Below are 24,775 nucleotides of genomic sequence, written 5' to 3' on the forward strand. Positions count from 1 at the left end.
TATCGTTATACCCGCTCTTCGTGCTCCGCTTCACGGTCCCTGAACAGCAGGGAAATGAGCCAAATAGCAGCGAGACCGACGAGGGTGTATATGACTCTGCTGACCGACGACAGCTGACCGCCGAACAGATAGGCAACGAAATCAAATTTGAAAAGACCGATCGAACCCCAGTTGAGGCCGCCGATGATTGCAAGGACAAGCGCAATTCGATCCATAATCATTGCTGGATTCCTCCTTTATATGCTACACGCTTAATATAACCGCGCGTGAAAAAACTATGCATGTCGAAAAAAGAAATGCGCGCGATCAAAAAAAGAGCTGCCAACAGCCTGATATTTGAACACTTTTTCACGTGGAAATCGAAATTTACTGTTTTATAATCATTTTGAATACTGTATAATAACACATTACAGATGGCGCACCGGCGCTGCCGGACGCACCGGCAGCTTCGAAAAATAAAACGGAGGTTTTGACATGGACGAAATTCTAAAGCTTCTTGAAAAGGACGCGCGGCTGACGGCAGCACAAATCGCCGCGATGCTGGGCATGGATGTGAAGGATGTTGAAGCAGCCATTGCCAAAGCCGAAGCAGATGGAATCATCTTAAAATATACGGCGCTCGTGGATTGGGACAAGACGGGTGAGGAATCCGTAACGGCGCTTATCGAGGTTAAAATTGCGCCGCAGCGTGGCGAGGGCTTTGACAGGATCGCCCAGAGGATTTATCAGTATGACGAGGTCGACAGCCTCTATCTCATGTCCGGCGATTTTGATTTAGCCGTTTACATCACCGGCAAATCAATGAAGGACGTTGCCCAGTTTGTTTTTGCGCGCCTGGCGCCAATTGAGGGTGTGACCGCCACGGCGACGCATTTTATGCTGAAAAAATATAAGGAAAAAGGGTGCGTCTACCGCATTCAGGAGGAGCAGGAAGAGAGAGTGCTGTTCGTATGATGGATTACAATCATTTATTAAGTGACAACGTTAAAAAGCTTAAGCCCTCCGGCATCAGAAAGTTTTTTGACATATTGGAAGAGCTCAACAGCGACGACGCGATTTCCCTCGGAATCGGCGAGCCGGATTTCGTGACGCCATGGCATATCCGAGATGCCGGAATATTTTCGCTTGAAAAGGGGTTTACGAAATACACGGGCAACGCGGGCTTAACACGCCTGCGCGGCGAAATCGCCGGGTACTTAAAGCGCCGCTTCAATCTGGAATACACCTTCAAAGATCAGATCATCGTCACTGTCGGCGGCAGCGAGGCCATTGACCTCACCATTCGCGCTCTCGTCAATCCCGGCGAGGAGGTCATTGTGCCGGTGCCGTCGTTCGTGTGCTATGGGCCGATTACGGAGCTTGCCTGCGGTAAGCCTGTCTATGTAGAAACAAAGGTTGAAAACGAGTTCCGCCTGACGGCGGACGAGCTGCGCGCCGCCATAACTCCAAAGACGAAGCTTCTCGTGCTCCCGTATCCGAACAACCCGACGGGCGGTATCATGGAGCGCTCGGACCTAGAAGCCCTGGCGGACGTTTTGCGCGGAACGGACATTATGGTGCTTTCGGATGAAATATACGCCGAACTAACTTATGGCCAGCACCACGTCTCCATGGCGAACATCCCCGGGATGTATGACAGGACGATTGTCGTCAACGGTTTTTCAAAAAGCCATGCCATGACGGGCTGGCGTATGGGCTACGTCTGCGGCCCGGTACCCATCATCCAGCAAATGCTGAAAATCCATCAGTACGCCATCATGTCCGCGCCGACGACGAGCCAGTATGCCGCGATTGAAGCGCTCAAAACGGGTGACCCGGATGTTGAAATGATGCGGAAGGATTACGATTACCGCCGCCGCTTCCTGCTTGACGGTCTGCGGAACCTTAATATTTCCTGCTTTGAACCGAAGGGTGCTTTTTATATGTTCCCGTGTATTCAGTCGACCGGGCTAACGTCAGAAGAATTCTGTGAGCGCTTTATTTTGGAGGAAAAGGTGGCCGTCATCCCCGGAGACGCCTTCGGTAAAAGCGGCGAGGGCTTTGTCCGCATGTGCTACGCCTCCTCGATCGACAATATCTCGGAAGCCCTCAAGCGCCTTGAGCGCTTCTTAAACAGATTATAAACGAAAGGGCTTACCATGAAATACATTCTTGTCATCGGCGACGGCATGGCCGACAACCCCGTCGCGGCGCTTGGCAACAAAACGCCGCTCGAAGCGTCACATATACCGGCGATTGACACGCTGGCAGCAAACGGCATCGTCGGCTCCGTCCAAAATGTTCCGGCGGGCCTACCGGCGGGGAGCGATACGGCGATTCTCTCGATATTCGGCTGCGACCCGCGGGCGTGCTATACAGGGCGCGCCCCCTTGGAGGCTGCGGCAAGCGGCATCGTGTTGCAGCCCGGCAACATTGCCTACCGCTGCAATATGGTGACGGTTGAAGACGCGGACGTGCCTTTTTCTGAAAAGAGAATTCTCTCGCACTCGGCAGGTTCCATTGAAGGAGAGGACTCCGAAGCTCTTATTCGGGCTTTGTTTAATGACCCGACCTTTCAGAGTTTTGCTGCAAAAGCTGGTGTGCGCGTATACCCGTCGCCGTCCTTCCGGCACATTGCCGTGCAGGACAAGGCTGACATTAACGGCATTGTTTTAACGCCGCCGCACGATCATCTCGGCGAAAAGATCGGCCCAATTCTTCCGTCGGGCTGCGTGAATGCCGCGGTGCTGTTAGATTTGATGATCGCGGCGCATGCGCTTCTCGATCATCATCCAATCAATGAAAAACGCCGCGCAGCTGGTAAAATGCCGGCAAACGGCATCTGGTTCTGGGCGGAGGGGACAGCAGTCGCCCTGCCGCAATTTACGAAAACGTATGGCAAAACAGGCGGCGTCGTCTCTGCCGTGCCGCTCTGCCATGGCATAGCCGCGCTCGTCGCCCTTGAGATAATCACGGTGGACGGCGCGACGGGCGAGCTTGAAACAAATTATGAGGGCAAGGTCGAGGCTGCTTTGAACGTTTTAAAAGCGCATGACTTTGTCGCCCTCCATGTCGAAGCGCCCGACGAATGCACGCATAACGGTGACCTCAAAGGGAAGCTTCAAGCGATTGAATGGCTGGATGCGCGCGTTGTCGCGCCGCTGACGCAAGCGCTGGCCAATCAGGATATCGAATACCGTCTGCTGCTTTTATCCGACCATAAAACGCTGACGTCAACACGCGGCCATGACGGAGACCCCGTCCCGTTTCTCCTGTACGACAGCCGAAAGGCAACAGGCAGCGGCTTATCTTACACGGAAGCAAACGGTGAGAAAGGACCTTTTATCGACGCCGGCATCAAGCTCATGGGCATGCTGTTTGAGGCACTGTGATGACGGTTGTTGAAAAAGCCTATGCAAAAATAAATCTCTCCATCGACATTGTCTGCAAATTGGCAAGCGGTTATCACGATATGCGCATGGTCATGCAAAGCACCGAGCTGAACGACGGCGTGACAATCACGTGTACACCCGGGGACGGCATTTTCATCAAGACCGATTTGAAATATTTGCCCGTTGACGAGCGCAACATCGCTGCCCGCGCCGCCCGTGTTTTTTATAATGAGACCGGCATCACAGGCTATCGGACGGAAATTGCCATTGAAAAAAGAATTCCTGTCGGCGCGGGGCTTGGCGGCGGCAGTTCGGACGGCGCCGCCGTATTACGAGGTCTTAACAGGCTGTTTCAAACAGGACTGCGCCAAGCTGCACTTGAGCGCCTCGGCGCATCATTCGGGTCAGACGTGCCGTTTTGCGTGGCGGGCGGGACAGCCCTAGCCGAAGGCCGCGGTGAGCGGCTGACGGCGCTTTCGCCTATGCCGGAATGCGCGATTGTCATCTGTAAGCCGCCGTTTGCGATTTCGACGCCGGAGCTTTTTTCAAAAATCGTCTGCGATAAAATTCGGCTGCGGCCTGATACAGAGGGTCTCGTTGAAGCGCTCAAAAGCCAGAGCCTGACAGGCGTTGCCCGAAGGATGTATAATGTTTTTGAAGATGTTCTCCCAAAGGGCACTGGTGCTGTCGGCGAGATAAAAGACCGCCTTCTCAATTATAACGCGCTTGGCGCCGTGATGACGGGAACGGGCTCGGCTGTCTTTGCTGTCTTTGAAAAGGCAGACGAGGCCGAAACTGCCGCCATCGACTTAAAAATGCGCTTTCCAGAAACGTTTTTAACACGCCCGTCTGAAAAGATCATTTTGTAAATAATACTTATTATTGGTATAAAAACAAAAAACCTCGTCAATCATTTGTATATCTCATACAAATGCTCGGAGGTTTTTTTACTTATGAAACTGAAAAAATGGGAAATAGCGCTCATTGCCGCGCTTGTTATAACAATTTTGTGCGGCGCGGCGCTGTCAAAGGAAGACGCCGATTTGTCAGAAAAGCTGATCCGCCTGCACGTTGTGGCAAATTCGGATACCGATGACGATCAGGCCTTAAAGCTCAAGGTGCGTGACACAATACTCGGCTCGGTCGCCGATCTTTTAGACGGCGTCACCGACAGGGACGCGGCAGTATCGATTATTCAAGAGCGTCTCCCTGAAATCATCGCCAACGCGAAACAGACGGTTACAGCAAACGGCTATTCGTATGATGTTACAGCAACCATCGGGCCTGAGGACTTCCCGACACGCGTCTATGACAGCTTTTCGCTGCCTGCGGGGACGTATATGTCCCTCCGCGTGATCATTGGGGCCGGGGCGGGCCATAACTGGTGGTGCGTCATCTTCCCGCCGCTTTGTACGTCCGCCGCCGTTGACTTTTCAAAAATGACAAATTTGACGGATGATGAAATACAGCTGATTTCGTCCGACAAGCCGGAATACGTTCTCAAATTCAAGTCTATCGAGCTTATCAACAAAGTCCGCGCATGGCTCGGTATCTAACGAAGCAACAACGCATGAGCCCCGCCGTCAGGCGGGGCTCTTTCTGTCACCAATTTACGCCATAGTTTGGCCGTACAGCCGCGTCAAACACAAGCGCAGCGTCATAGAACTTCAGATAGCGCGCGCGCTGTGTGCGCAGCGTTGACCCGTCTGCATGCATTCTGTCGCATATAACGGCGTCGAGATCAGTTTTGATTTCTGAAAAAGCACTAATGCCGACGGATGAAAAAATACGAAAGCCCTGACCTTGAAGATATTTTAATATAGGTCCTGATTTTTTGACGTCGTCGCCATCGGGGCGGGCGCCAAAGGGGTAGATGTAAAGAGATGTCGGGCCGACAAGGGTGCCGACCTCGTCAAGCCAGCGCTGCGTATCGGCCTCGACTCTCGTTAAGCTCGATTTTGATAAATCGATATGGCCCCACGAGTGGGAGCCGAAATACCAGCCGGTCTGCTTCAAAAGCGTAATGACCGGCTTAACGGCGTTAATTTCCGCCTGGCGCGCCGACGCGGCTTCCGGCGTCTCGTTGGCGATATCCGTCATCGTTCTGTAGCCGAGAATACCCTCGTAGCCGGTCAGGCACAGGCAGCCCTTGGCACCGTTTAAAGAAAAATCAGGGTGCGCCTTGACAAATTTGTCGAGAAGGGTGACGGCGTCAAGGTCCTGCGAGTAAACAGGATTCCCCTGGGGGTCGAGACCCCAGCTCCAGATTTCGCCATCCATAATGACAAGCTTATAGGTAAAGCCGTTTTGGATCATGTAGTTATAGTAATTAACATCGTCGTACGACAAGATGATCGGCTTTTTGCCCGACGGCAGCATGAGTGTATTCCGAACCATCTGGGAAATACCGTCACTGTCCTGCTTTTCGGACCAGACGTCGTTCATACTGACGATGATATAATCGTTATCGTAGAGGCTTTGCAAGATTTTGTTATACTCCGAGACGGTGACCATGTATTCGTCAATGCCTTTTTCTTTGTTATCGCCGTCAAAAGCAAGCTCCGGATAGGCGACGAGAGGATGGAAGAAAAGGTGCTCGACGGGGCCGTCGTACGCGACGAGGGGCATTTCTGATGTTATTTGCGGCGTATGAGTCGCCGAGGGGGCGTCAGAGGTATTGATGGCCGCAGCGTTAGATGACGTGATCAGCGCCAATAAAAAGGCAACAAGCCGGTAAATCAAAACTGACATAAAACCCCCGCTTCCTAATCGCTATATGTCCATTATAATCACAAACGCGGTCAAAGGAAATGACAAAATATGATTCATTTTGATAAATGTTGCAACAATCTGGATTCTGTCTCATAATCTCAAGGAAGGCGCTGACAATTAAGCGGTAAACGTTTATAATAAAAGAACAATGACGACAGAGGTATGAAGTATGATAAACCTGCTGCTTGGCCGCGCGGGGACAGGGAAGACATCCCGCCTCATAGATGACTTTAAAAGAAAAATGGATGCCGGTGCCAAGCGCCTTTACTTTATTGTGCCGGAGCAGTACTCGCACGACGCCGAACGCCGCCTCTTGGCCTCGTGCGGGGACAGCCTCACCCTGCACGGCGAGGTGCTGAGTTTTTCGCGGCTTGCAAGCCGTGTTTTTTCCGAAGTAGGCGGGCTGGCCGCACCGATTGTCGACAGCGGCGGCAAGCTGCTTTTAATGTGGCGCGCTGTTTCTGCCGTTCAGGCAAAGCTGGAGGCGCTGTCGGTAACGGAGCGGCAAGTTGATCTTTTAGAGAGCCTTGTCGGCCTGGCGAAGGAGCTTAAAAGCGCCGCCGTCACACCGGAGGCTGTTTCTGCTGCCGCGGATGCGCTTCAAAGCCCGCTGAAAGAAAAGCTCCGCGACCTGTCACTGATTTTGTCGGTGTACGGCGGTTTTTTTGACGGTGAACACGCCGACCCGGACGACAGCCTTACACGACTGGCCCGTGTTATAAACGAGCGCGCACCGATTCAGCCCACGCATATTTACTTTGACGGCTTTTCCGATTTCACGCAGCAGGAGCTCGCCGTCATCACAGCACTCATTCGTCAAAATGTCCCGATGACCGTTTCTCTGACGTGCGACGGTCTCGACGGCGGCTCTGAAATTTTTGAGCCGGCGCGCCATACGGCACTCGAGCTCAGCCGTTTAGCGGAAAAAAGCGGCGTTTTGACATCCGTCACCCTCTGCACTGAAAGAATGAATAGAGCACCGGCGCTTTTACACCTTGAAAATCAGTTGTTTACATATGACGAGACGTGTTTTGGCGAGACAAACGGCGCTGTCATCTGCCGCCGATTTGCTTCTCCGGAGGATGAGTGCCATTATGCCGCTTCCTTGGTGCTTGCGGCCGTCCGCGGCGGCTGCCGGTGGCGTGATATTGCCGTTGCCGCACCAGACTGGCCGTCTTACGAGACGCTTCTTGAGAATGTTTTTCAAAAATTCGGCATACCGGTTTTTGCCGGACGGAAGGAAGGTATCCGCCAAAAGCCGCCCATCGCCGTCATGACGGCTGCGTTGGAACTTCTCTTAAACGGCTGGACGGTTGATTCGGTTTTTAGATATATAAAAACGGGGCTCTGCGGATTAACGCTTGAGGAGGCCGATACGCTTGAAAATTATGCACTCCTTTGGGATTTGAAGGGCACCGTCTGGACGCGGGAAGAGGACTGGGTTCTCTCGCCCTCCGGTTATGAACCGGGCGATAAGGCGATGGACGAGAAGAAGCTTGTGTATCTCAATGCTTTGCGCCGCCGTCTTATCAAGCCGCTCCTCCAACTCAAAAACGGTCTGTTTCAGGCGGGCAGCAACACGGAAAAGCTGCGCGCCTTATACGAATTTTTGACGGAGATCAATTTGTATCAGCGGATTCAGGAAAAAGCGGACGCATATCGCCGCGTCGGCGAAGTCCAGCTTGGCGACGAATATGACCAGCTGTGGAACATACTCCTTGGAGCAATGGAACAGTTTGCCGCGATGCTCGGCTCGGAAAACACGTCGATTGCCGCCTTTAAAAGGCTCTGGGAATTGCTCATCACGCAGTATGACGTCGCGTCGATTCCCGTTTCGCTCGACAGCGTCACCATCGGCGACGTCTCGCGCGTCCGGCGCCGCGGGCTGAAAGCGCTCATTATTCTCGGCGCGACGGACGACGCCCTGCCAAAAGCGGCGGCGGGCGGCTTTTTGACGGACAGCGACAGAACGGCGCTTCGCGCTGTTGGCCTTAGCGGTGTCCAAACAGCGGAGGAACGGCTGTACAGAGAATTATACGGCGTTTATGCCGTCGTTACGCTGCCGACCGATACCCTCGTCGTCACGCATCCGGCGAGCGCCTTTGGGTCTGAAAAGCGCCCGTCCTTCCTCGTGCGGCGACTAAACGCCTTGTTCGCTTTTTCGGAAAGCGAAGAGCCGAACGCGCGCATCGCCGCCAAAACGCCGTGCTTTGAGCTTGCCGTGTCGGCGCTCCGCCAGCCGGAAAACGCGTGGGCGGCGGCCGCTTATACGTATTTCAGCGCCGACGCGCAAGCCGCGGCGCTTCTTCGAGACATCGCAGCCGGGGCGCACCGCGCGCGGGGCGCGCTGTCACCAGAGGCCTCCGCCGGGCTTTATGGCATGTCTCCCGATTTGTCGGCGTCCCGCGTTGATAAATTCTATGCCTGCCGGTATCAATATTTTCTCCAATACGGCCTCAAGCTGCGCCCCAGAAAGCAGGCCGGGTTCGACGCGCCTGTCGCCGGGACATTTTTGCACGATCTATTGGAGAACGTGACACGCGCCATTGAGACAAGCGTCGGGTTTCAAAATATTGACGATGATACCTGCCGGGAGCTGACGGCGCAATTTGTCAGCCGCTACGTCCGTGAGACGCTTGGTGACTTTGCCGACAAGTCCGGCCGGTTTCGCTACCTCTTCGAGCGCCTTGCCGGTGACGCCGCGTTTATCACAGGTGATATGGTGCGCGAATTGAAGAAATCCTCGTTCCACCCGGTCGATTTTGAGCTTGAATTCTCTGAAAGCGGTGACGTTGCCCCATATCGGATGACGGACGGAAGCGGTGCGCTTTCCATCAAAGGGTTTGTTGACAGAGTTGACGGCTGGGTACGGGACGACAAGCTATACCTGCGTGTGATCGATTACAAGACAGGGAAGAAGACGTTTACGTTATCGGATATATGGTACGGCTTGAACCTCCAGATGCTCATCTATCTCTTCGCGCTCTCAGGCGGCGGCGCGGCGCGATATGGGCATAACATCGTGCCGTGCGGCGTTTTGTATGCCCCGGCGCGCGAAGAGCTTTTGCCGCTAGGACGGAATACCGATGCCCTAACGGTCGAAGCGGAACGCGCAAAAAAGCGCCGACGCAGCGGCATTATCCTTGGGGATGCCGCCGTTATCGAAGCGATGGAACACGGCGACGAAAAGCAGTATATACCGGCTGCCGAAAGCGGCAGTGACAGTCTCGTAACGCCGCAGCAGTTGGACGCTTTAAAAAACCTTGTCGATTCCCGGCTGCGCGCGATTGGACAAACGCTCCGCGCGGGAGACATTACAGCCGAACCTTATTATAAAAACCAAAACGACAAGGCTTGCCTCTATTGTGACTATGGCGCGGCCTGCCAGTTCAGTGAAAAAGACGGTGATGCCTACAGGCCCCTTAAAAAGCTCCGAACAACAGAGGTTTGGGCGCTGCTGGAAGGTGGGCAGGCCGTATGAGTAAAACCAATTTTACAGCGCAGCAGCAGGCGGCAATTTCGTCTCGCGGTACGTCGCTGCTCGTGTCGGCGGCGGCCGGGTCAGGAAAAACAAAGGTGCTTGTGGAGCGCCTCTTAAGCCGGATAACAGACCCCAATGACAGCTGCGATATCACTGATTTTCTTATTATTACATATACGCGTGCCGCCGCCGGGGAGCTTCGGTCGCGTATTCTCGACGAGATCGCCGAGCGCTTGTCGCACGACCCGGAAAACAGGCATCTCCGGCGGCAGTCGGCGCTTTGTTACCAGGCAAAAATCGGCACAATTCACGCTTTTTGTGCCGACCTTTTACGTGAATATGCCGCATCATACGACCTGCCGTCCGACTTTCGCGTCGCCGATGAGAATGAAAGCCGGATTTTAAAAGAAAAGGCGCTTGACGTCTTGTTGGAAGAGGCCTATGACCGGCTTGACGCCGCGCCGGAATTTGCAGCCCTTGTCGACGCAATGTCGGCCGGGCGGGATGATAAAAAGCTGGCTGCCGTCATATTAGACGCCCATAGGGCTCTGATGAGTCACCCAAACCCCGGAAAATGGGTTAAAGATCAGCTGCAAGTGCTCGCCCTGATGGCGGGGCAGGACGCGTCGGAAACAGTTTGGGGCCGGTTTTTAATGGATGACGCTCGCAAAAAAGCTGTTTACTGGCACGGCGTTATGGAGAGCCTATCAGCCGATATTGCATTATATGAAGACCTTTACGCCGCTTACGGCGCCAGCGTCGAGCAGACGGTTTTGAGCCTTGAAGCCTTTCTTGCGGCGCTTGACATATCGTGGGACGCGGCGCGCGCGGCCTCAGCAATCGATTTTCCGCGGGCAAAAAGCGTAAAGGGCTATGAGGCAATCAAGGATATCCGCGCGCGATGCCGTGACGCGATGAAAAAAGCAGCGCTTGTTTTTGAATACACATCCGACGAGCTGGTCGCTGATATGGTATCCGTCCGACCGGTCATAACGTCGCTTTTAGAACGCGTTCTGCAATTTGACGATGTGTTCACGGCGCTCAAGCGTCGCGCTGGGGTAGTGGACTTCACGGATCTTGAGCACCTTGCCGTCCGCCTTTTAACGGATCAGGAGACGGGTAATCCAAACGTGCTCGCCCGCGCCGTATCCGATCGGTACCGTGAAATATTCATCGATGAATATCAGGATGTCAGCGCCATACAGGAGCTCATTTTTACTGCTGTATCAAAAGACGGCGCGAACATCTTCATGGTGGGAGACGTCAAACAATCGATTTACCGCTTCCGGCTGGCAGACCCGTCAATTTTTCTTGATAAATACAGGCGATATCAGGATTTAACGGAGAATACGCCGGACGTAAATCAGCGCATCCACTTGTCGACAAATTTCCGCTCGCAGGCGGCCATTTTAAACGCCGTCAATTTTATCTTTGAAAACATCATGTCACCGGCGTTTGGCGAGATGGCCTATACCGAAAACGAGGCGCTCCGCCCCGGGCGGGACGGCACGCTTTGCCTGGACGCGCCTGTTGAACTGAACATCCTTGACCTCAAAGCAAAGGAAGACGACAGCGAGGAAAGCCCTGAAAAGGCTGATGCCGAGGCCGCGTTCGTCGCGGGGCGAATTGAAGAGCTCCTGCAAAGCGGCTTGAGCATTCCAGACGGGGCGGGCGGCTTGAGACCGCTCCGGTATGGGGATATCGCCATTTTGCTCCGCTCGGTTAAGGACAAAAGCCGGTATTACGCCGAAGCGCTGTCCAAACGGCACATTCCCTGTACGTCTCCCGCCGGTGAAACCTTTTTCGAGAGCTTTGAAATTGCGCTGACGCTGGCGCTTCTAGAGATTATCGATAACCCGAGGCAGGACGTGCCGCTTGTTACCGTTTTAAAAAGCCCCATCTATCGTTTCACGCCGGACGATTTGGCGGAAATCCGGCAGGCTGACCGGAAAGGTGACTTTTTCACGGCGTTGCAGAAAGACGCGGAGACAAACGCCCGCAGCGCCGGCTTTCTCAAGGCGCTTGACGCTTTTCGCCTCATGGCGCCCGAGCTTCCGGCCGACAGGCTCATCTGGCACGTCGCGCATCAAACTGGGTTATTCGCGATCCTTGCGGCACAACGGGATGGCGAGATGCGGCGCGCGCGCGTTTTGAAGCTGATCGCCCTGGCGGCGCGCTATGAAGCCTCGGGCTATCAGGGGCTATATGCCTTCCTGTCGTTTTTGCGAAAGCTCATGGACAGCGGGGGAGACATCGGTGAGGAGGACGTCGCAGGCGGTGTTGACGCCGTCTCGATCATGAGCATCCACAAATCGAAGGGTCTCGAATTTCCCGTCGTCATCCTCGCCGACACGACGAAAAAGTTTAACCTGCAGGACGCCGCACGCCAGCTTCTCATCCACGCCGACCTCGGCGTCGGCCCGAAGTGCCGCGATACCGGCCGCCGCATCGAGTTTCCAACGCTGGCACGTCTGGCAATCGCCAAAAAACTTGTCTCGGAGATGACGGCCGAGGAGCTGCGCGTTCTTTACGTGGCGATGACGCGCGCGCGCGAAAAACTCATCATCGTCTCGACGTTTCAGGATGCCGACAAGGCGCTTCAAAAGCTTTTGAGGGACGCCGCCTGCCCCGTTGAGCCACAGGTTTTAGAGACGGTTCGGAACTTGGCGGGTTTTATTCTCCTGCCGGTGCTGACGCGCCCGGAGGCCGATTGTCTCCGCGCTGGTGACAGTGTCACGCAGCAGGCGGACGGCGATTGGGTGATCCGGCGCATGACATGGAAGCCCGTCGCGGTTTCCCGAAATGACACGGTAGCGCCCCCGGAAGTCGCTTTCACGCCGGATGCTTCGTATATAGAAACGATCCGCGAACACTTGGCCTTTTCGTATCCGTTTCAAGCGGCAGCCGCTCTTCCGTCCAAATTGACGGCGACGGGTTTGAAGGGGCGGTTTACCGACTTTGAAGCGGCTGACGAGGCCGAAAGCCTTCCTGTTATCGGCCAAAGCCCGTCACCACGGCCCGCGTTTTTGATGGAAAACACTGGGCTCACGGCTGCCGAGCGCGGTATCGCGCTGCACTTGGCGATGCAGTTTATTGATTTTTCGCGCTGTTCGTCGATCGCATCAGTCAGCGACGAGCTCAAGCGCCTGACAGATATGGCCTTTCTCACGCCAAAACAGGCTAATGCTGTCTCGCCACAAAAAATTCTAACATTTTTTCAGTCTCAGCTTGGTCGGCGCGTCCTCTCGGCGGAAAAGCTCTACCGTGAATTTAAATTTTCGCTGCTCGACAAGGCGTGCTTGTATTTTCCGGCCGGGGGCGATGACGAAATTTTGTTGCAGGGTGTTATCGACTGCTGCTTTGAGGAAAAAGGCGCGCTCTTTATCGTCGATTTTAAAACAGACCGCGTGACATATGAGACGCTGGCGAAAAAAACAGCCCTCTACAAGCCGCAGCTTGATGCATATGCCCGCGCGATGCGCCGCATCACGGGTCTTCCCGTTGCCGGGAAATTTCTCTATTTCTTTGCGCTCGACAGCGCTGCGGAAATCACCGAATAAGTTTGCAAATATCTGTTGCATTCCGGCGGAATCTGTGCTAAAATACACGAGCGCGAAAAACTACAGACGATACTTTAAAGAGGTGAACATGATGAAGGAAGGGATCCATCCCAACTATCAGCAGACGACGGTCAAGTGCGCCTGCGGTGAGGTTATTGAAACGGGAAGCACGAAGATGGATATCAAGGTGGAAATCTGCTCGAAGTGTCACCCCTTTTATACAGGCAAGCAAAAGCTGGTAGACACCAGCGGCCGCGTTGATAAGTTCAACAAGAAGTTTGGCTTGCAAAAATAACCGAAACTTACCCGCGCTGAAAAGTGCGGGTATATTTTTTTGTCCGCCTGCGATATAATGATTCCAGATCAGCAGATTTTGGGAGGTTTTTCGCATGGATTTTCGTAAAATCGGCGTTAAGGACATCAAGGATAACGTTTTTGAGCTCATCGGAGACAAATGGATGCTGGTGACGGCGGGTGACCGCGCCGGATTTAATATGATGACGGCCAGCTGGGGCGGGGCAGGTGTTTTGTGGCAGAAGCCCGTGACGTTTACCTTTGTTCGCCCGCAGCGCTATACGAGAAAGTTTATTGATGATGGCACATACTACACGCTCAGCTTTTATCCTGAAAAAATGAGAGATAAGCTCTATCTGTGCGGTTCACAGAGCGGCCGTGATATTGACAAAGTTCGCGAGACGGGCCTAACGCCCTGTTTTGCCGACTGCGGCGCCGTCTATTTTGAAGAGGCGGAGCTCGTTCTCGTCTGCAAAAAAATCTACTTCGGCGAGTTTGATCCAGAAAACTTTTTAGCGCCCGAAATTGAAAAGGTTTATGAGAGTTTAGACTACCACCGGATGTACATCGGTGAAATTATTGAGGTTTTGGCAAAGTGAGGCGCGGTTTTCAAACGTAAAAAAAAGCAGGTGACTGTTATCGATACCCCCAATACACAGGAAAAAGAAAAAGCCGTTCTCGTCGGGCTTAATGCCGACAGCATGGCCGTCTCCGAGCGCTCGACGGACGACAGTATGGACGAGTTGGAAGCGCTTTTAGAGACGGCCGGCGGCGTCGCCGTCGGCCGTGTTCTTCAAAACCGGCAGACGCCGGAGCCGCGCACGTTTATTGGTGACGGCAAAGTCCGGGAGGTCAAGGCGCTTTTAGATGCGGCGGGCGCAACGCTGGCCGTTTTTGACAATGAGCTGTCGCCTTCGCAGATGCGCGCCCTGTCGGAGGATCTGGCTGTGCGCGTTCTCGACCGTTCGTCGCTCATTCTTGATATTTTTGCCCAGCGCGCGCGCACACGCGAAGGCCGCCTGCAGGTGGAGCTGGCGCAGTATAAGTACCTGCTCCCGCGATTGACCGGCATGTGGACGCATCTTGAGCGGCAAGCCGGGACATCAGCGCCCATCGGCACGCGCGGCCCCGGTGAAACACAGCTTGAAACGGACCGCCGCCACATCCGCCGGAAGATCGCGAAGCTGGAGGAGGAGCTCGAAGCTGTCCGTCAGATACGCGCCACGCAGCGCCGCCGTCGAGAGAAAAACGGCGTTCCCGTCGTCGCGCTCGTCGGTTATACGAACGCGGGGAAATCAACACTTCTCAACAGTCTCACACAGGCGGATATTTCCGCTCAAAACAGGCTATTTGACACGCTGGACACAACAACGCGCCACCTGAAAATCAGCGACACGCTGGAGGTGCTCGTGTCTGATACGGTCGGTTTCATCCGCAAGCTGCCGCACCATCTCGTTGAGGCCTTTAAAGCGACGCTGGAGGAGCTGCAGTATGCCGACCTGCTCCTGCACGTTATCGATGCGTCAAGTCCCCTCTGGATTGACCAGGCCCGTGTTGTCGACGCGCTGATATTAGAGCTTGGCGCGGAGGAGACGCCGAGGCTTGAAGTGTTCAACAAGTGCGACAAAGCACTAAGTGTCACGCATCCAAAGGGCAGCGACATGGTGGATATCTCCGCGCGTACCGGTGAAGGCGTTGAGGCGCTCTTTCAAAAGATCGAGGAGATATTAGAAAAGAAAAAGAAAAAGGTTACGCTGCGCCTGCCGTATGAGCAGGGCGGCATTGTTGAAATGCTCCATCGGGAGGCTTCGGTGACGCGTCTTTCTTATCTGGACGACTGCATTGAAATTGAAGCCGTCTTAAATCCAGAGACGTACGGCAGGCTGCAGGGCTTTATGATGGACGAGTCCACAACGGCAAAGGAGTAAACGTGTGGCGTATTTGACGCCGTCCGGCTATGGCTTGGGCGAGTTGACTGAAAAGAGATCCCGGTTTATCGGTGAAGTTTGGCCCATTGAGACGGAAGCGGCGGCCAAAGCGCAGCTTGACGCTGTCAAATCGGCGCATCACGACGCCCGCCATCACTGCTGGTGCTATATCCTGCGCGCCGGCACCGTTGTGCGCTATTCAGACGACGGCGAGCCGCAAGGCTCGGCCGGCCTGCCCATGCTGGAGGTCTTTCGCCGCGGTGGCATTGAAAATGTTCTCTGCGTCGTCACGCGGTATTTCGGCGGCATTCTTCTTGGTACCGGCGGCTTGACGCGGGCCTACTCAATGGCCGCAAAAATGGCGCTTGAGGCTGCCGGAATTGCCGGGATGCGCCAGATGGCTGTTGTTGAGCTTGCTTGCCCGTATCATCTGTTTGACCGAATTAAAATCGAGATTGAAGCCTTTTCCGGCCTTATTGACAGTGCCCAATATGGGGCCGATATTGCAATAACCGCGGCCTTTACCGAAGACAAAGCACCGCTTTTTTTGATGCGCCTATCGGACGTAACGGCCGGTTCTGTTACCGGTCACGTCACTGGATGCCGGGAAATGGCGGTTGAAATTTCGACATCATATGTATAATATCTTGACGCGAAAGCATCCTTATGTCATTTTGATGCTTCATTTTGGCGCATAATAGATGAGGGGATTACCATGCCAAACGACGATAAAGCGTTAAAAAATGAAAATAGATGGTACAAGCTCGATAACGCCGCCAAAATTTATCCGGCCGTGACCAATGCAAACCGCGCCAGCGTTTATCGGATGTCTGTAGAGCTGATGAAAAACGTCAATCCCAAAGTCTTGCAGACAGCGCTGACCCTGACGCTGCGTCGCTTTCCGACTTTTGATGTCCGGATGCAGCGCGGCCTCTTCTGGTATTACTTTGAGCATAACCCGGGAAGCGCGACCGTATCCGAGGAACTAGCGCCAATCTGCAGGCCGGTCAACCTGCGCGAAACAAACGGTTATCTCTTCCGCGTCACGTATTATTACGCGCGGATCAGTCTGGAGGTCTTTCACGCCCTGTCGGACGGGACAGGTGCCATCACGTTTTTGAAAACGCTTGTCTATCATTATCTCACACTGACCGGCAGGCGGATCGTTCCGGACGAGAGTATCGTTGCCGGAGAGCGCTGCCTCTCACACAGCGAAATTGAAGACAGCTTTCAAAAGTATTACGATCAGAAAGCCATCGGCAGCCGCGCGGAGGAGGTGGCCTATCAGGTTAAAGGAACGCGGATTCCGCCACAAAATCTCCGTGTGACACAGGGGATTATCCCGCTTGATGCGTTTAAGCAGCTGGCCAAAGATGCCGGGGCAACAATTACTGAATATACCGCTGCGCTCATGATTGACGCCGTGTTCGAAACGCAGCTTAAAGGACGCGGTCACAAGCATCCTGTCAAAGTGTCTATCCCTATCAATCTGAGAAAGCACTTTCCGTCAACAACAATGCGCAACTTTACCTCCTATATCAATGTGGGGATGACCTTCGGTGCCGGGTCATACGCGTTTGAAGAAATATTGGCTTCTGTCAAAGCGCAGATGCGAGACGGGATCAAAAAAGACAAGCTGATCGAAAGATTCGGCGCGAATGTTAGTGCCGAGCGCAGCCCTTTCATGCGCTTGACGCCGCTGTTTTTAAAGAACATTGCGCTGAAAACAGCGTACACGCTGTATGGGGAGCGTCTGGTGACGTCCGTTTTATCAAATATTGGTGTCGTCACGATCCCGGAGTCGATGAAAGCCGATATTCGGCGTTTTAATTTCATTTTAGGCGCGCCCGTCATGAACGCTTTCAGCTGTGCCGTTTGCTCCTTTGACGGCAGTATGATCGTCTCATTTTCGCGTGTGATGGAGGAGGCCGATATTGAGCGCTATTTCTTTCGCTTTCTAGCTGCACGCGGCTTGCAGATCGTCATTGAATCAAACAATGGAGACGGCTTATGAAAAACTGCGATAAATGCCGTGTGTCAGTCAACACACGATACGATTTCTGCCCACTTTGTGGGATGCGCCTGACCGCTCAGCCAAGTGAATCGGATCTTCCAAAAATGTCGGGTTTACTGTCTGCGACAGAGCAGCATGATATTTATCCGCGTTATAACGCAAAAGCAAAATACAATCTCACGCTCCGTATTTTAGCGTTTTTATCGCTTTTTGCAGTGGCTTCAACACTTCTCATTAATCTCTTGACATATCAGGGCATGCTGTGGTCGCTTCTCGTTGCTGCCGGTATCGCCGTATTCTGGGCCGCCGTTATCTATCCGGTGACCGTCCGTAAAAATATCGGCCATCACATTGCCGTCAACGCCGTCAGTGTTTGTGTCTTTTTTATCACCGCGCATTTTGTTGTTCGCGCGAAAGGGTGGAGCCTTGATTATGTCGTACCGTTTTTGTTCATCGCGGCGACGACATTTATATCCCTTGTCATCCTTATCAAATGGATGAAATGGCGCGAATACGCCCTGTACCAGTTTATCACCATCATCTTAGGTCTTCTGCCGGTCATTTCCGTCCTTGCCCATCTCGTGACGACAGCCTGGCCCAGCCTCGTCTCTGCCGTCTATTCATTCCTCACGCTGCTTGCAATGTTTATTTTCGGCGACAAAAAGTATAAGAACGAGCTGATCAAGCGGTTTCACTTTTAACGTACCGAAATAATCGAAATTTGACCGCGAAAGTAAAATGCGGTGTTGCATTGCGGTATGATTTATGGTATCATCATTGAGCGTCTAAATTGAATAGCCGGGTGTGGCGCAGTTGGTAGCGCGCTTGACTGGGGGTCAAGAGGCCGCAAGTTCAAGTCTTGTCACTCGGACTGAAATAACCGTGTAGTTGCTACGACTACACGGTTTTTTTATTTCTTAAATAATTGTCTAAAATTTTAAGTAATTGGCTGGCGTTACGACTCTGTTACTACTCATTAAATAGCGTCTGTAATTTTCCGCAAGTCCGCATAATTCACGTCTTGCTATGCTTATCTGACAGACCGCTTTGGCGTGAACTGGCAGTTGACGCTTGAAAATGAATGAAATCGTGTTGAAACATAGAAAATAAATGGTATACTGCGAGTGAGATATAAATAAGGAGGCATGTAAATGTCAAAAACTATTATGGGTGTCCAGCTGAAAAACCGCATGAAAGACGCCGCTGAATTCCAGACCATTTTGTCCAAGTATGGCTGCAGCATTCAAACGCGCATCGGCCTGCATGCGGCATCAGAAGACGCGTGCAGTCCTTCCGGCGTGATCTTATTAGAATTTCTTGATAATGCCGACGGGGAGATTGCAAAGCTCGAAGCGGAGCTGAAGAAATTTGATAACGTCGCCATGCAGAAAATGGTTTTCTAAAAACGCTTTTCAGTCAATAAAAAAGATTCTTCACAGGTTCAGCCCCGTGAAGAATCTTTTTTATTTTGACGTTATTGCACACGCACTTTTTTGAGATGCGCAAAACGCGGCAGGCCGTTTTCAACGGCGCGTGTGTTCTCACCTTGAATGAGCGGCAGGGCATACTCTATAAAGTCATTTGTGACGTTGTTGCCTTCGGCGTTAATCCAGTCGCGCGGAACCTTTTTCTCCGCATTGGCCACGATGGAAAGCGGCTGAAGAATCATGTTGCAGACGTATTGGCCGTTTTGAGAGCCGCGCTCAAACGCCACCATTTTGCCCGTTTCACCGGCGATAGCACACGAAACGGCATAACGCCCAGCCGCTGTGGCCTCGTCAATGTCCGTCTGGGATGCCAGATGCGCCCCGCAGCGCTGCAAGAGGCTCAGCTCAATGGCGCGGACTTTTGAGCCGGTATGGAGCTTTACAAGGCCCGCCAGCGTCGCGGCAAGTCCGCCGAGTTGAACGTGTCCGAACCCGTCGGTGGAGGAGACCTTCGCCTCGGAGACAAACGTCCCGTCGGCGTAGTGCACGCCCTCGGAAACGGCGATGAGGCACTTGTTTTTCTCGGCGTAAATGCGGGAGACGTCCGACACGAAGTGCTCCATGTTGAAGTCGACCTCTGGGAGATAGATGAGGTCCGGCGGCGCGCAGGAAATGGCGGCAAGCGCCGCGGCGCCCGTGAGCCAGCCCGCGTGACGCCCCATGATTTCAACAACCGTGACCGTTCCGACATCGTAGACGTGCGTGTCCTTGCAGACCTCGGCGACGGAAGTCGCTATGTATTTGGCGGCGCTGCCGTAGCCGGGGCAGTGGTCGGTGCCGCACAAGTCGTTGTCAATCGTTTTCGGAATGCCCATGACGCGGCAGTCATAACCTGATTTCTCCATGAAGCGGCTGACCTTGGCACACGTGTCCATCGAGTCGTTGCCGCCGTTGTAAAAGAAATACCGGATATTGTATTTTTTAAAAATCTCAAGGATGCGCCGGTAATCCGTCTCGTCTTTTTCAGGGTCAGCCATCTTGTAGCGGCAGGAACCGAGTTCGCTGGAGGGCGTATTGCGTAAAAGCTCCAGTTCAAAAAGGTCTTCCTGACCCATATCGTAAAGCGTATCGTTTAAAATGCCCATAATACCGTGTGCCGCGCCGTAAACGGCGGTGATTTCAGGCGCGTCAAGGCTTGCCTTGATAACGCCGTAAGCACTGGCGTTAATAACAGCGGTGGGGCCGCCGGACTGGGCGAAAACGCAGGCGCCCGTCAGTGTATTTGCCATAAGTTACCTCCAGAGTATCACATCAATCACTTCATACTATCATAATAGCGGCCTAAAATCAAACGGGAAATACGACCCGTTTATCTTGAATTGCGTTAAAATTGTGGTAAAATAATGCAGTGGAAAAAACCTTCTGAAAGGGGAATATATCGTGCCAATTGTCACGTCAAAAGACATGTTTCAAAAGGCTTACGACGGCGGCTATGCCATCGGGGCTTTCAATGTCAATAACATGGAAATAATTCAGGGAATCACAGAGGCGGCAGCAGAGGTGCGCGCGCCGCTGATTCTGCAGGTTTCCGCCGGGGCGCGCAAATACGCCAAGCACGTCTACCTCATGAAGCTCATTGAAGCGGCGGAGGCCGATACGGGCCTGCCTATCTGCGTTCATCTTGACCACGGCGAGAGCTTTGACGTCTGCAAGTCCTGCATTGACGGCGGCTTCACCTCCGTCATGTTTGACGGCTCGAAGCATTCGTTTGAAGAGAACATCCGTTTAACGCGCGAAGTCGTCGAGTACGCGCACGACCGCGGCGTCGTTGTGGAAGGGGAGCTGGGCAAGCTCGCCGGAATCGAGGACGATGTGAACGTCTCCGATGAAGACGCCTCGTTTACCCATCCGGGCGAGGTAGAGGAATTTGTGACAAAAACAGGCGTTGACTCGCTCGCCATCGCCATTGGGACGAGTCACGGCGCGTATAAGTTCAAGCCGGGCCAGACGCCGCGCCTGCGGTTTGACATTCTGGAGGAGGTCGGCCGCCGTCTGCCGGGATTCCCGATCGTTTTGCACGGGGCGTCCTCCGTTATTCCGGAACTTGTCAAAATCATTAATGACAACGGCGGCGCGATGCCGGATGCCGTTGGCATTCCGGAGGATATGCTGCGACAGGCGGCAAAAATGGCCGTCTGCAAGATAAATATCGACTCGGATCTGCGCCTTGCCATGACGGCGGGGATCCGCCAGTATATGGCGCAGAATCCGTCCCATTTTGACCCGCGCCAGTACCTCACACCGGGACGTGACAACATAAGGGCGCTCGTTAGAAATAAGCTCATTAGCGTCCTCGGGTGCGACGGCAAAGCATGAAAAACATAAAAGGATGAGGCAGAAGCCTCATCCTTTATTTATGCGTCAGTAGAGCAGATCGAGCGAAAATTTGTCTCGCCAGAGTTCTTTTAAAACTTTTAAATCGTCACGGAATTGTTCGGCCGTCTGGGTGTCACTTTTATCGAGTGTTTCCAATACTTGAAAAGTAAAGGCAGTGGCAGAGTCCTTTTCCCAATCGGCCTTGAGCTTGGGGGTTACGCAGGAGTTCATTTGCTTTGCAAATTCAAATCGGTTTTGCGCCGCCAGAATATCGGGTGCGGCGTCTAAAAGCACCTTGCCATTGACAGTGTTTTTGATGATAAAAACACCGCCTGTCTGCTGGCGCTCTTTATAATCGGTGATTTGCTGTTTTCTGTGCTCTTTATCCATTTTAATAACCAAGTTCCTTTAAAAGTGCCGAGAGGCGGTGCAGGCGCTCGCTTAAGAGCTCGTCATCCTTCATAAGCGCGTCCCGCAGGAGCACAACATCCGCATCAAGCATCGGATTATCGGTGCAGACAGAAACATCCAGCGCACCGCCCTGTATCGCGACGCGGTCAATCGTCGTGTTTTCCGGGTCATAGAGCTTTGGGAAGCGATAAGATTCCTGCAGATACGCTTTCGTTTTGCATATAAGCATGGCAAGGTCTAAAACCCGGTGCAGCGGCATCTCTTCCGACTGGCGCGACCATTTTTCGCCGGTATAACGCCAGATCTTCGCCGAAACGTCAACTTTTCCGCGGTCGTTCCATTGCGCAAGGCCGACGGAAAGCCCCTTCGCGTCGGAATTTCCGGCGTACCGACCGTCAATTCTGTCGTAATCCGCTGAGACGATGACGGGCTTGTGCTTGAGTGTTGTTGGAATTTTCATTTTACACCTATAAATATTTAGTAAATTACTAATTTAGTATAACGGATGATGATATATTCTGTCAAGAAAAAAACAGGCGGGACAAATCGTCCCGCCTGTACGCGTCTTTAATTACTCAACGAAATTTTAAACTGATATCGAGCGCTCGAACAGAGTGGGTGAGCGCACCGACGGAAATAAAGTCAACGCCTGTCTCGGCGACAGCCTTTAAATCACGGTCGCCCATATTGCCGGAGGCTTCCGTCAGCGCCCGCTTGTCGATAAAGCGAACGGCTTCGGCCATTGCCTCAAGCGTCATGTTGTCAAGCATGATGATATCGGCGCGCGCATCAAGCGCCTCGGCGATTTGCGAAAGCGTTTCCGTCTCCACCTCGATCTTTAACGTATGCGGCGCGTTTTTCCGTGCCGCCTCAACGGCTGCCCGGATACCACCGGCGGCGACGATATGATTGTCTTTAATCAAAACGCCGTCCGACAGGCCAAAGCGGTGGTTTCTGCCGCCGCCGCAGGATACGGCGTATTTTTCAAGCACGCGCAGGCCGGGCGTCGTTTTGCGCGTGTCAACAATCGCGGCGGCTGTCCCTTGAAGGTGCAGGACGGCCTCACTCGTCCGTGTGGCGATGCCGGATAGATGCTGAATGAAATTTAAAGCCGTTCGCTCGCCGGTTAAAATGCTGCGGGACGGGCCCTGAATTTCGGCGATGATCGCGCCCTTATCGACGTGGTCGCCGTCCTGAAAGAGCGGTGTCACGTCAACGCGGGTGTCAAGCAGCTGAAAAACACGCTGTAGGACGGTCATGCCGCAGAAAACGCCAGATTCCTTGGCGATAAACACAGCTTTTGAAGCGGCTTCTGCCGGAACACAGGAGAGCGTTGTCACGTCGCCGGTGCCGATGTCCTCCAAAAGGGATGCAGAAATAAGGGTGTCAAGCCCAATGTCGTCCAGATAACCTGTCATAAGGCATCCTCCCTGTAATGTGAACCGATGCTGTCTGTGCGCTGCAGCGCCGCCTTTAAAATAGCCAGCGCAACAGTTGCCATGTTCAGTGTTTCGAGATACAGGCTCGACGCATCAAAAACATCTTCAAGCTTACTTAAGATATATTCGACTTTTTCAATAGCTTCCTGAAGCCCTTCTTCATGGCGGATAACGTAGCCGTTTTCATTCATGATGTCTTTAATTTTCTGGCGCAGGGCAGCATAGTCGAGCGTTGATTTTTGCCGGAGGGGTATGACCGGCAGACTGACTTTAGCGGCGGGAGACCCGGTCTTCAAATGACGGCTGATGTCCTCGGCGGCTCGGCGGCCGAAAACAAGACATTCAAGCATGGAGTTCGAGGCCAGACGATTGGCGCCGTGAACGCCTGTAAAAGCAGCCTCACCGGCGGCATAGAGACCGGGTATCGTTGACCGGCCTTTTAAATCGGTCTGGATACCGCCCATCAGATAATGCTGAACGGGGCAGACAGGAATAAAATCACGCGCGATGTTGATACCACGGCGCAGACATTCTTGATAAATTGTCGGAAAGCGGTGTTTCAAAAACTCTTCGGACTTGGCTGTGATGTCGACAAAAACATGGTCGTCACCCGTTTTCTGCATCTCCCGGACGATTGCCCTGGCGACAATATCGCGCGGGGCAAGCTCGGAAAGTTCGTGCGTCCCAGCCATAAAACGGACGCCCGCTTTGTTTTTTAAAAGGCCGCCCTCACCGCGAACGGCTTCGGAAATTAAAAACTCTCGGTCTTCTGGGACGGGGCTCCACAATCCGGTCGGATGAAATTGAATAAATTCAAGATTTTTTACGGCGGCCCCGGCGCGCATTGCTGCGGCAATGCCGTCGCCTGTCGCGACGGAGGGGTTTGTCGTCGCTTTATAAACCTGACCAATGCCGCCCGTCGCGATCACAACGTGAGACGTTTCGATGAGAAGAAAGTCCTCACCGGTTTTTTTGATGATGACGCCGGAGACGGCGCCGAGCCGATCTGTCAAAATATCATAGAAGCACGTGTCATCCGAAAAAGAGATATTCTTGCGCAGCGAGACGATGTGGGCAAGCGCCTTCACGGTCTCACGGCCCGTTGCGTCGCCGCCGGCATGGACGACCCTGTTTTTACGATGGCCGCCCTCGCGCGTGATCTGCAAGTCGCCGCTCTCATTGATATCAAACGGAACGTTGAGCGAAACAAGCTTCGCAATGTCGCCCGGCCCCTCGTCAACAAGGACGGTGACAGCGGCCTTGTCGCACAGCCCGGCACCGGCAATGAGTGTGTCCTCCAGGTGGAGGCGAGGCGTGTCGTCGCTTGAAATGGCCGCCGCGATGCCGCCCTGCGCAAACCAGGAATTCGACATGTCAATCTTGTCCTTGGCTAAAATGAGGCAGGAGTATTGCTCGTCAATATGCAGCGCCGTATACAGCCCGGCAAGACCTGCGCCGACAATGACAACATCATAGCGCCGTTTCTTGTCAATATTGATCGTGCCGTCAATTGCAAAGCGCACAGGATCACCTCGGTTAAGATTAAACCGGATATAACGAGGTATACCCGGCATCGGACGTTTTTATTAAACTAGCATGCGGCCGTGGCCGTTGCAGGCTAACATAATACCGCTTAGCAGGTATTATAGCATCATGCGTTGTGAATAACAACTGTTTATGCTATAATGCGTTGACGAATTCA

Annotated in this window: 22 protein-coding genes and 1 tRNA gene; 16 read left to right on the top strand and 7 right to left on the bottom strand. The window is 53.4% G+C overall.

What is annotated here, in order from left to right; genetic code table 11:
- Positions 1–5 precede the first annotated feature (5 nt).
- Positions 6–221, bottom strand: a complete 216-nt coding sequence (locus IZU99_05830; GenBank protein UOO36808.1) for a DUF378 domain-containing protein — start codon at positions 219–221, stop codon at positions 6–8.
- Positions 222–474: 253 nt separating this feature from the next.
- On the opposite strand from IZU99_05830, the gene IZU99_05835 reads away from it, so the two are divergent.
- From IZU99_05835 to spoIIR, 5 genes are all read left to right on the top strand, one after another.
- On the top strand, positions 475–954 hold the full coding sequence (locus IZU99_05835; GenBank protein UOO36809.1) for an Lrp/AsnC family transcriptional regulator: 480 nt from the start codon (positions 475–477) through the stop codon (positions 952–954).
- Positions 954–2,123 (top strand): aminotransferase class I/II-fold pyridoxal phosphate-dependent enzyme, encoded by a 1,170-nt coding sequence (locus IZU99_05840; GenBank protein ID UOO38764.1) that lies wholly within the window; start codon positions 954–956, stop codon positions 2,121–2,123. Before IZU99_05835 ends, IZU99_05840 begins: the two co-directional genes overlap by 1 nt.
- 15 nt (positions 2,124–2,138) lie before the next feature.
- Positions 2,139–3,371: a 2,3-bisphosphoglycerate-independent phosphoglycerate mutase gene (apgM, locus tag IZU99_05845; protein UOO36810.1), complete on the top strand. Its 1,233-nt coding sequence runs from the start codon at positions 2,139–2,141 to the stop codon at positions 3,369–3,371.
- Positions 3,371–4,240: a 4-(cytidine 5'-diphospho)-2-C-methyl-D-erythritol kinase gene (locus IZU99_05850; GenBank protein ID UOO36811.1), complete on the top strand. Its 870-nt coding sequence runs from the start codon at positions 3,371–3,373 to the stop codon at positions 4,238–4,240. The genes apgM and IZU99_05850 overlap by 1 nt, the downstream gene beginning before the upstream one ends.
- Before the next feature lie 84 nt (positions 4,241–4,324).
- Positions 4,325–4,927: a stage II sporulation protein R gene (spoIIR, locus tag IZU99_05855; GenBank protein UOO36812.1), complete on the top strand. Its 603-nt coding sequence runs from the start codon at positions 4,325–4,327 to the stop codon at positions 4,925–4,927.
- A gap of 46 nt (positions 4,928–4,973) precedes the next feature.
- Here the strand turns inward: spoIIR and IZU99_05860 are convergent, their stop codons facing one another.
- Positions 4,974–6,122, bottom strand: a complete 1,149-nt coding sequence (locus IZU99_05860) for a hydrolase (GenBank protein UOO36813.1) — start codon at positions 6,120–6,122, stop codon at positions 4,974–4,976.
- Between the two features lie 190 nt (positions 6,123–6,312).
- Here IZU99_05860 and IZU99_05865 point away from each other — a divergent pair, with 190 nt between their 5' ends.
- The 10 genes from IZU99_05865 to IZU99_05910 all read left to right on the top strand — a co-directional run bounded on the left by IZU99_05865 (position 6,313) and on the right by IZU99_05910 (position 18,823).
- Entirely contained in the window at positions 6,313–9,624 is a 3,312-nt protein-coding gene (locus tag IZU99_05865; protein ID UOO36814.1) for a PD-(D/E)XK nuclease family protein, read from the top strand.
- Complete coding sequence (addA, locus tag IZU99_05870) at positions 9,621–13,184, top strand: helicase-exonuclease AddAB subunit AddA (protein ID UOO36815.1); 3,564 nt, start codon at positions 9,621–9,623, stop codon at positions 13,182–13,184. Before IZU99_05865 ends, addA begins: the two co-directional genes overlap by 4 nt.
- A gap of 91 nt (positions 13,185–13,275) precedes the next feature.
- A complete protein-coding gene (gene rpmE / locus IZU99_05875; protein UOO38765.1) occupies positions 13,276–13,479 on the top strand; it encodes a 50S ribosomal protein L31 in 204 nt (67 codons plus the stop codon).
- A 94-nt stretch (positions 13,480–13,573) separates the two neighbouring features.
- On the top strand, positions 13,574–14,077 hold the full coding sequence (locus tag IZU99_05880; GenBank protein ID UOO36816.1) for a flavin reductase: 504 nt from the start codon (positions 13,574–13,576) through the stop codon (positions 14,075–14,077).
- Between the two features lie 102 nt (positions 14,078–14,179).
- On the top strand, positions 14,180–15,406 hold the full coding sequence (gene hflX / locus IZU99_05885) for a GTPase HflX (protein ID UOO38766.1): 1,227 nt from the start codon (positions 14,180–14,182) through the stop codon (positions 15,404–15,406).
- Between the two features lie 4 nt (positions 15,407–15,410).
- Entirely contained in the window at positions 15,411–16,049 is a 639-nt protein-coding gene (locus tag IZU99_05890) for a YigZ family protein (protein UOO36817.1), read from the top strand.
- A 72-nt stretch (positions 16,050–16,121) separates the two neighbouring features.
- A complete protein-coding gene (locus tag IZU99_05895; GenBank protein UOO36818.1) occupies positions 16,122–17,420 on the top strand; it encodes a hypothetical protein in 1,299 nt (432 codons plus the stop codon).
- Entirely contained in the window at positions 17,417–18,121 is a 705-nt protein-coding gene (locus IZU99_05900; GenBank protein UOO36819.1) for a hypothetical protein, read from the top strand. Before IZU99_05895 ends, IZU99_05900 begins: the two co-directional genes overlap by 4 nt.
- A 97-nt stretch (positions 18,122–18,218) precedes the next feature.
- Positions 18,219–18,291 (top strand) — tRNA-Pro (locus IZU99_05905).
- 280 nt (positions 18,292–18,571) lie between these two features.
- Positions 18,572–18,823: a hypothetical protein gene (locus IZU99_05910; GenBank protein UOO36820.1), complete on the top strand. Its 252-nt coding sequence runs from the start codon at positions 18,572–18,574 to the stop codon at positions 18,821–18,823.
- A 71-nt stretch (positions 18,824–18,894) separates the two neighbouring features.
- On the opposite strand, the gene IZU99_05915 is transcribed toward IZU99_05910, so the two are convergent.
- Entirely contained in the window at positions 18,895–20,136 is a 1,242-nt protein-coding gene (locus IZU99_05915) for a 6-phosphofructokinase (protein ID UOO36821.1), read from the bottom strand.
- Between the two features lie 151 nt (positions 20,137–20,287).
- On the opposite strand from IZU99_05915, the gene fba reads away from it, so the two are divergent.
- Positions 20,288–21,223: a class II fructose-1,6-bisphosphate aldolase gene (gene fba, locus IZU99_05920; GenBank protein ID UOO36822.1), complete on the top strand. Its 936-nt coding sequence runs from the start codon at positions 20,288–20,290 to the stop codon at positions 21,221–21,223.
- A 45-nt stretch (positions 21,224–21,268) separates the two neighbouring features.
- Here the strand turns inward: fba and IZU99_05925 are convergent, their stop codons facing one another.
- The 4 genes from IZU99_05925 to nadB all read right to left on the bottom strand — a co-directional run bounded on the left by IZU99_05925 (position 21,269) and on the right by nadB (position 24,596).
- Complete coding sequence (locus IZU99_05925; protein ID UOO36823.1) at positions 21,269–21,613, bottom strand: GIY-YIG nuclease family protein; 345 nt, start codon at positions 21,611–21,613, stop codon at positions 21,269–21,271.
- Between the two features lies 1 nt (position 21,614).
- A complete protein-coding gene (locus IZU99_05930; protein UOO36824.1) occupies positions 21,615–22,094 on the bottom strand; it encodes a hypothetical protein in 480 nt (159 codons plus the stop codon).
- 115 nt (positions 22,095–22,209) lie between these two features.
- Positions 22,210–23,052 carry a carboxylating nicotinate-nucleotide diphosphorylase gene (gene nadC, locus IZU99_05935; protein UOO36825.1) on the bottom strand — a complete coding sequence of 281 codons (843 nt, stop codon included), beginning with the start codon at positions 23,050–23,052 and terminating at the stop codon, positions 22,210–22,212.
- Positions 23,049–24,596, bottom strand: a complete 1,548-nt coding sequence (gene nadB, locus IZU99_05940) for an L-aspartate oxidase (protein UOO36826.1) — start codon at positions 24,594–24,596, stop codon at positions 23,049–23,051. Before nadB ends, nadC begins: the two co-directional genes overlap by 4 nt.
- Positions 24,597–24,775: the final 179 nt, after the last annotated feature.

The sequence above is a fragment of the Oscillospiraceae bacterium CM genome (assembly GCA_022870705.1).
Classification (GTDB): Bacteria; Bacillota; Clostridia; order Oscillospirales; family Oscillospiraceae; genus Sporobacter.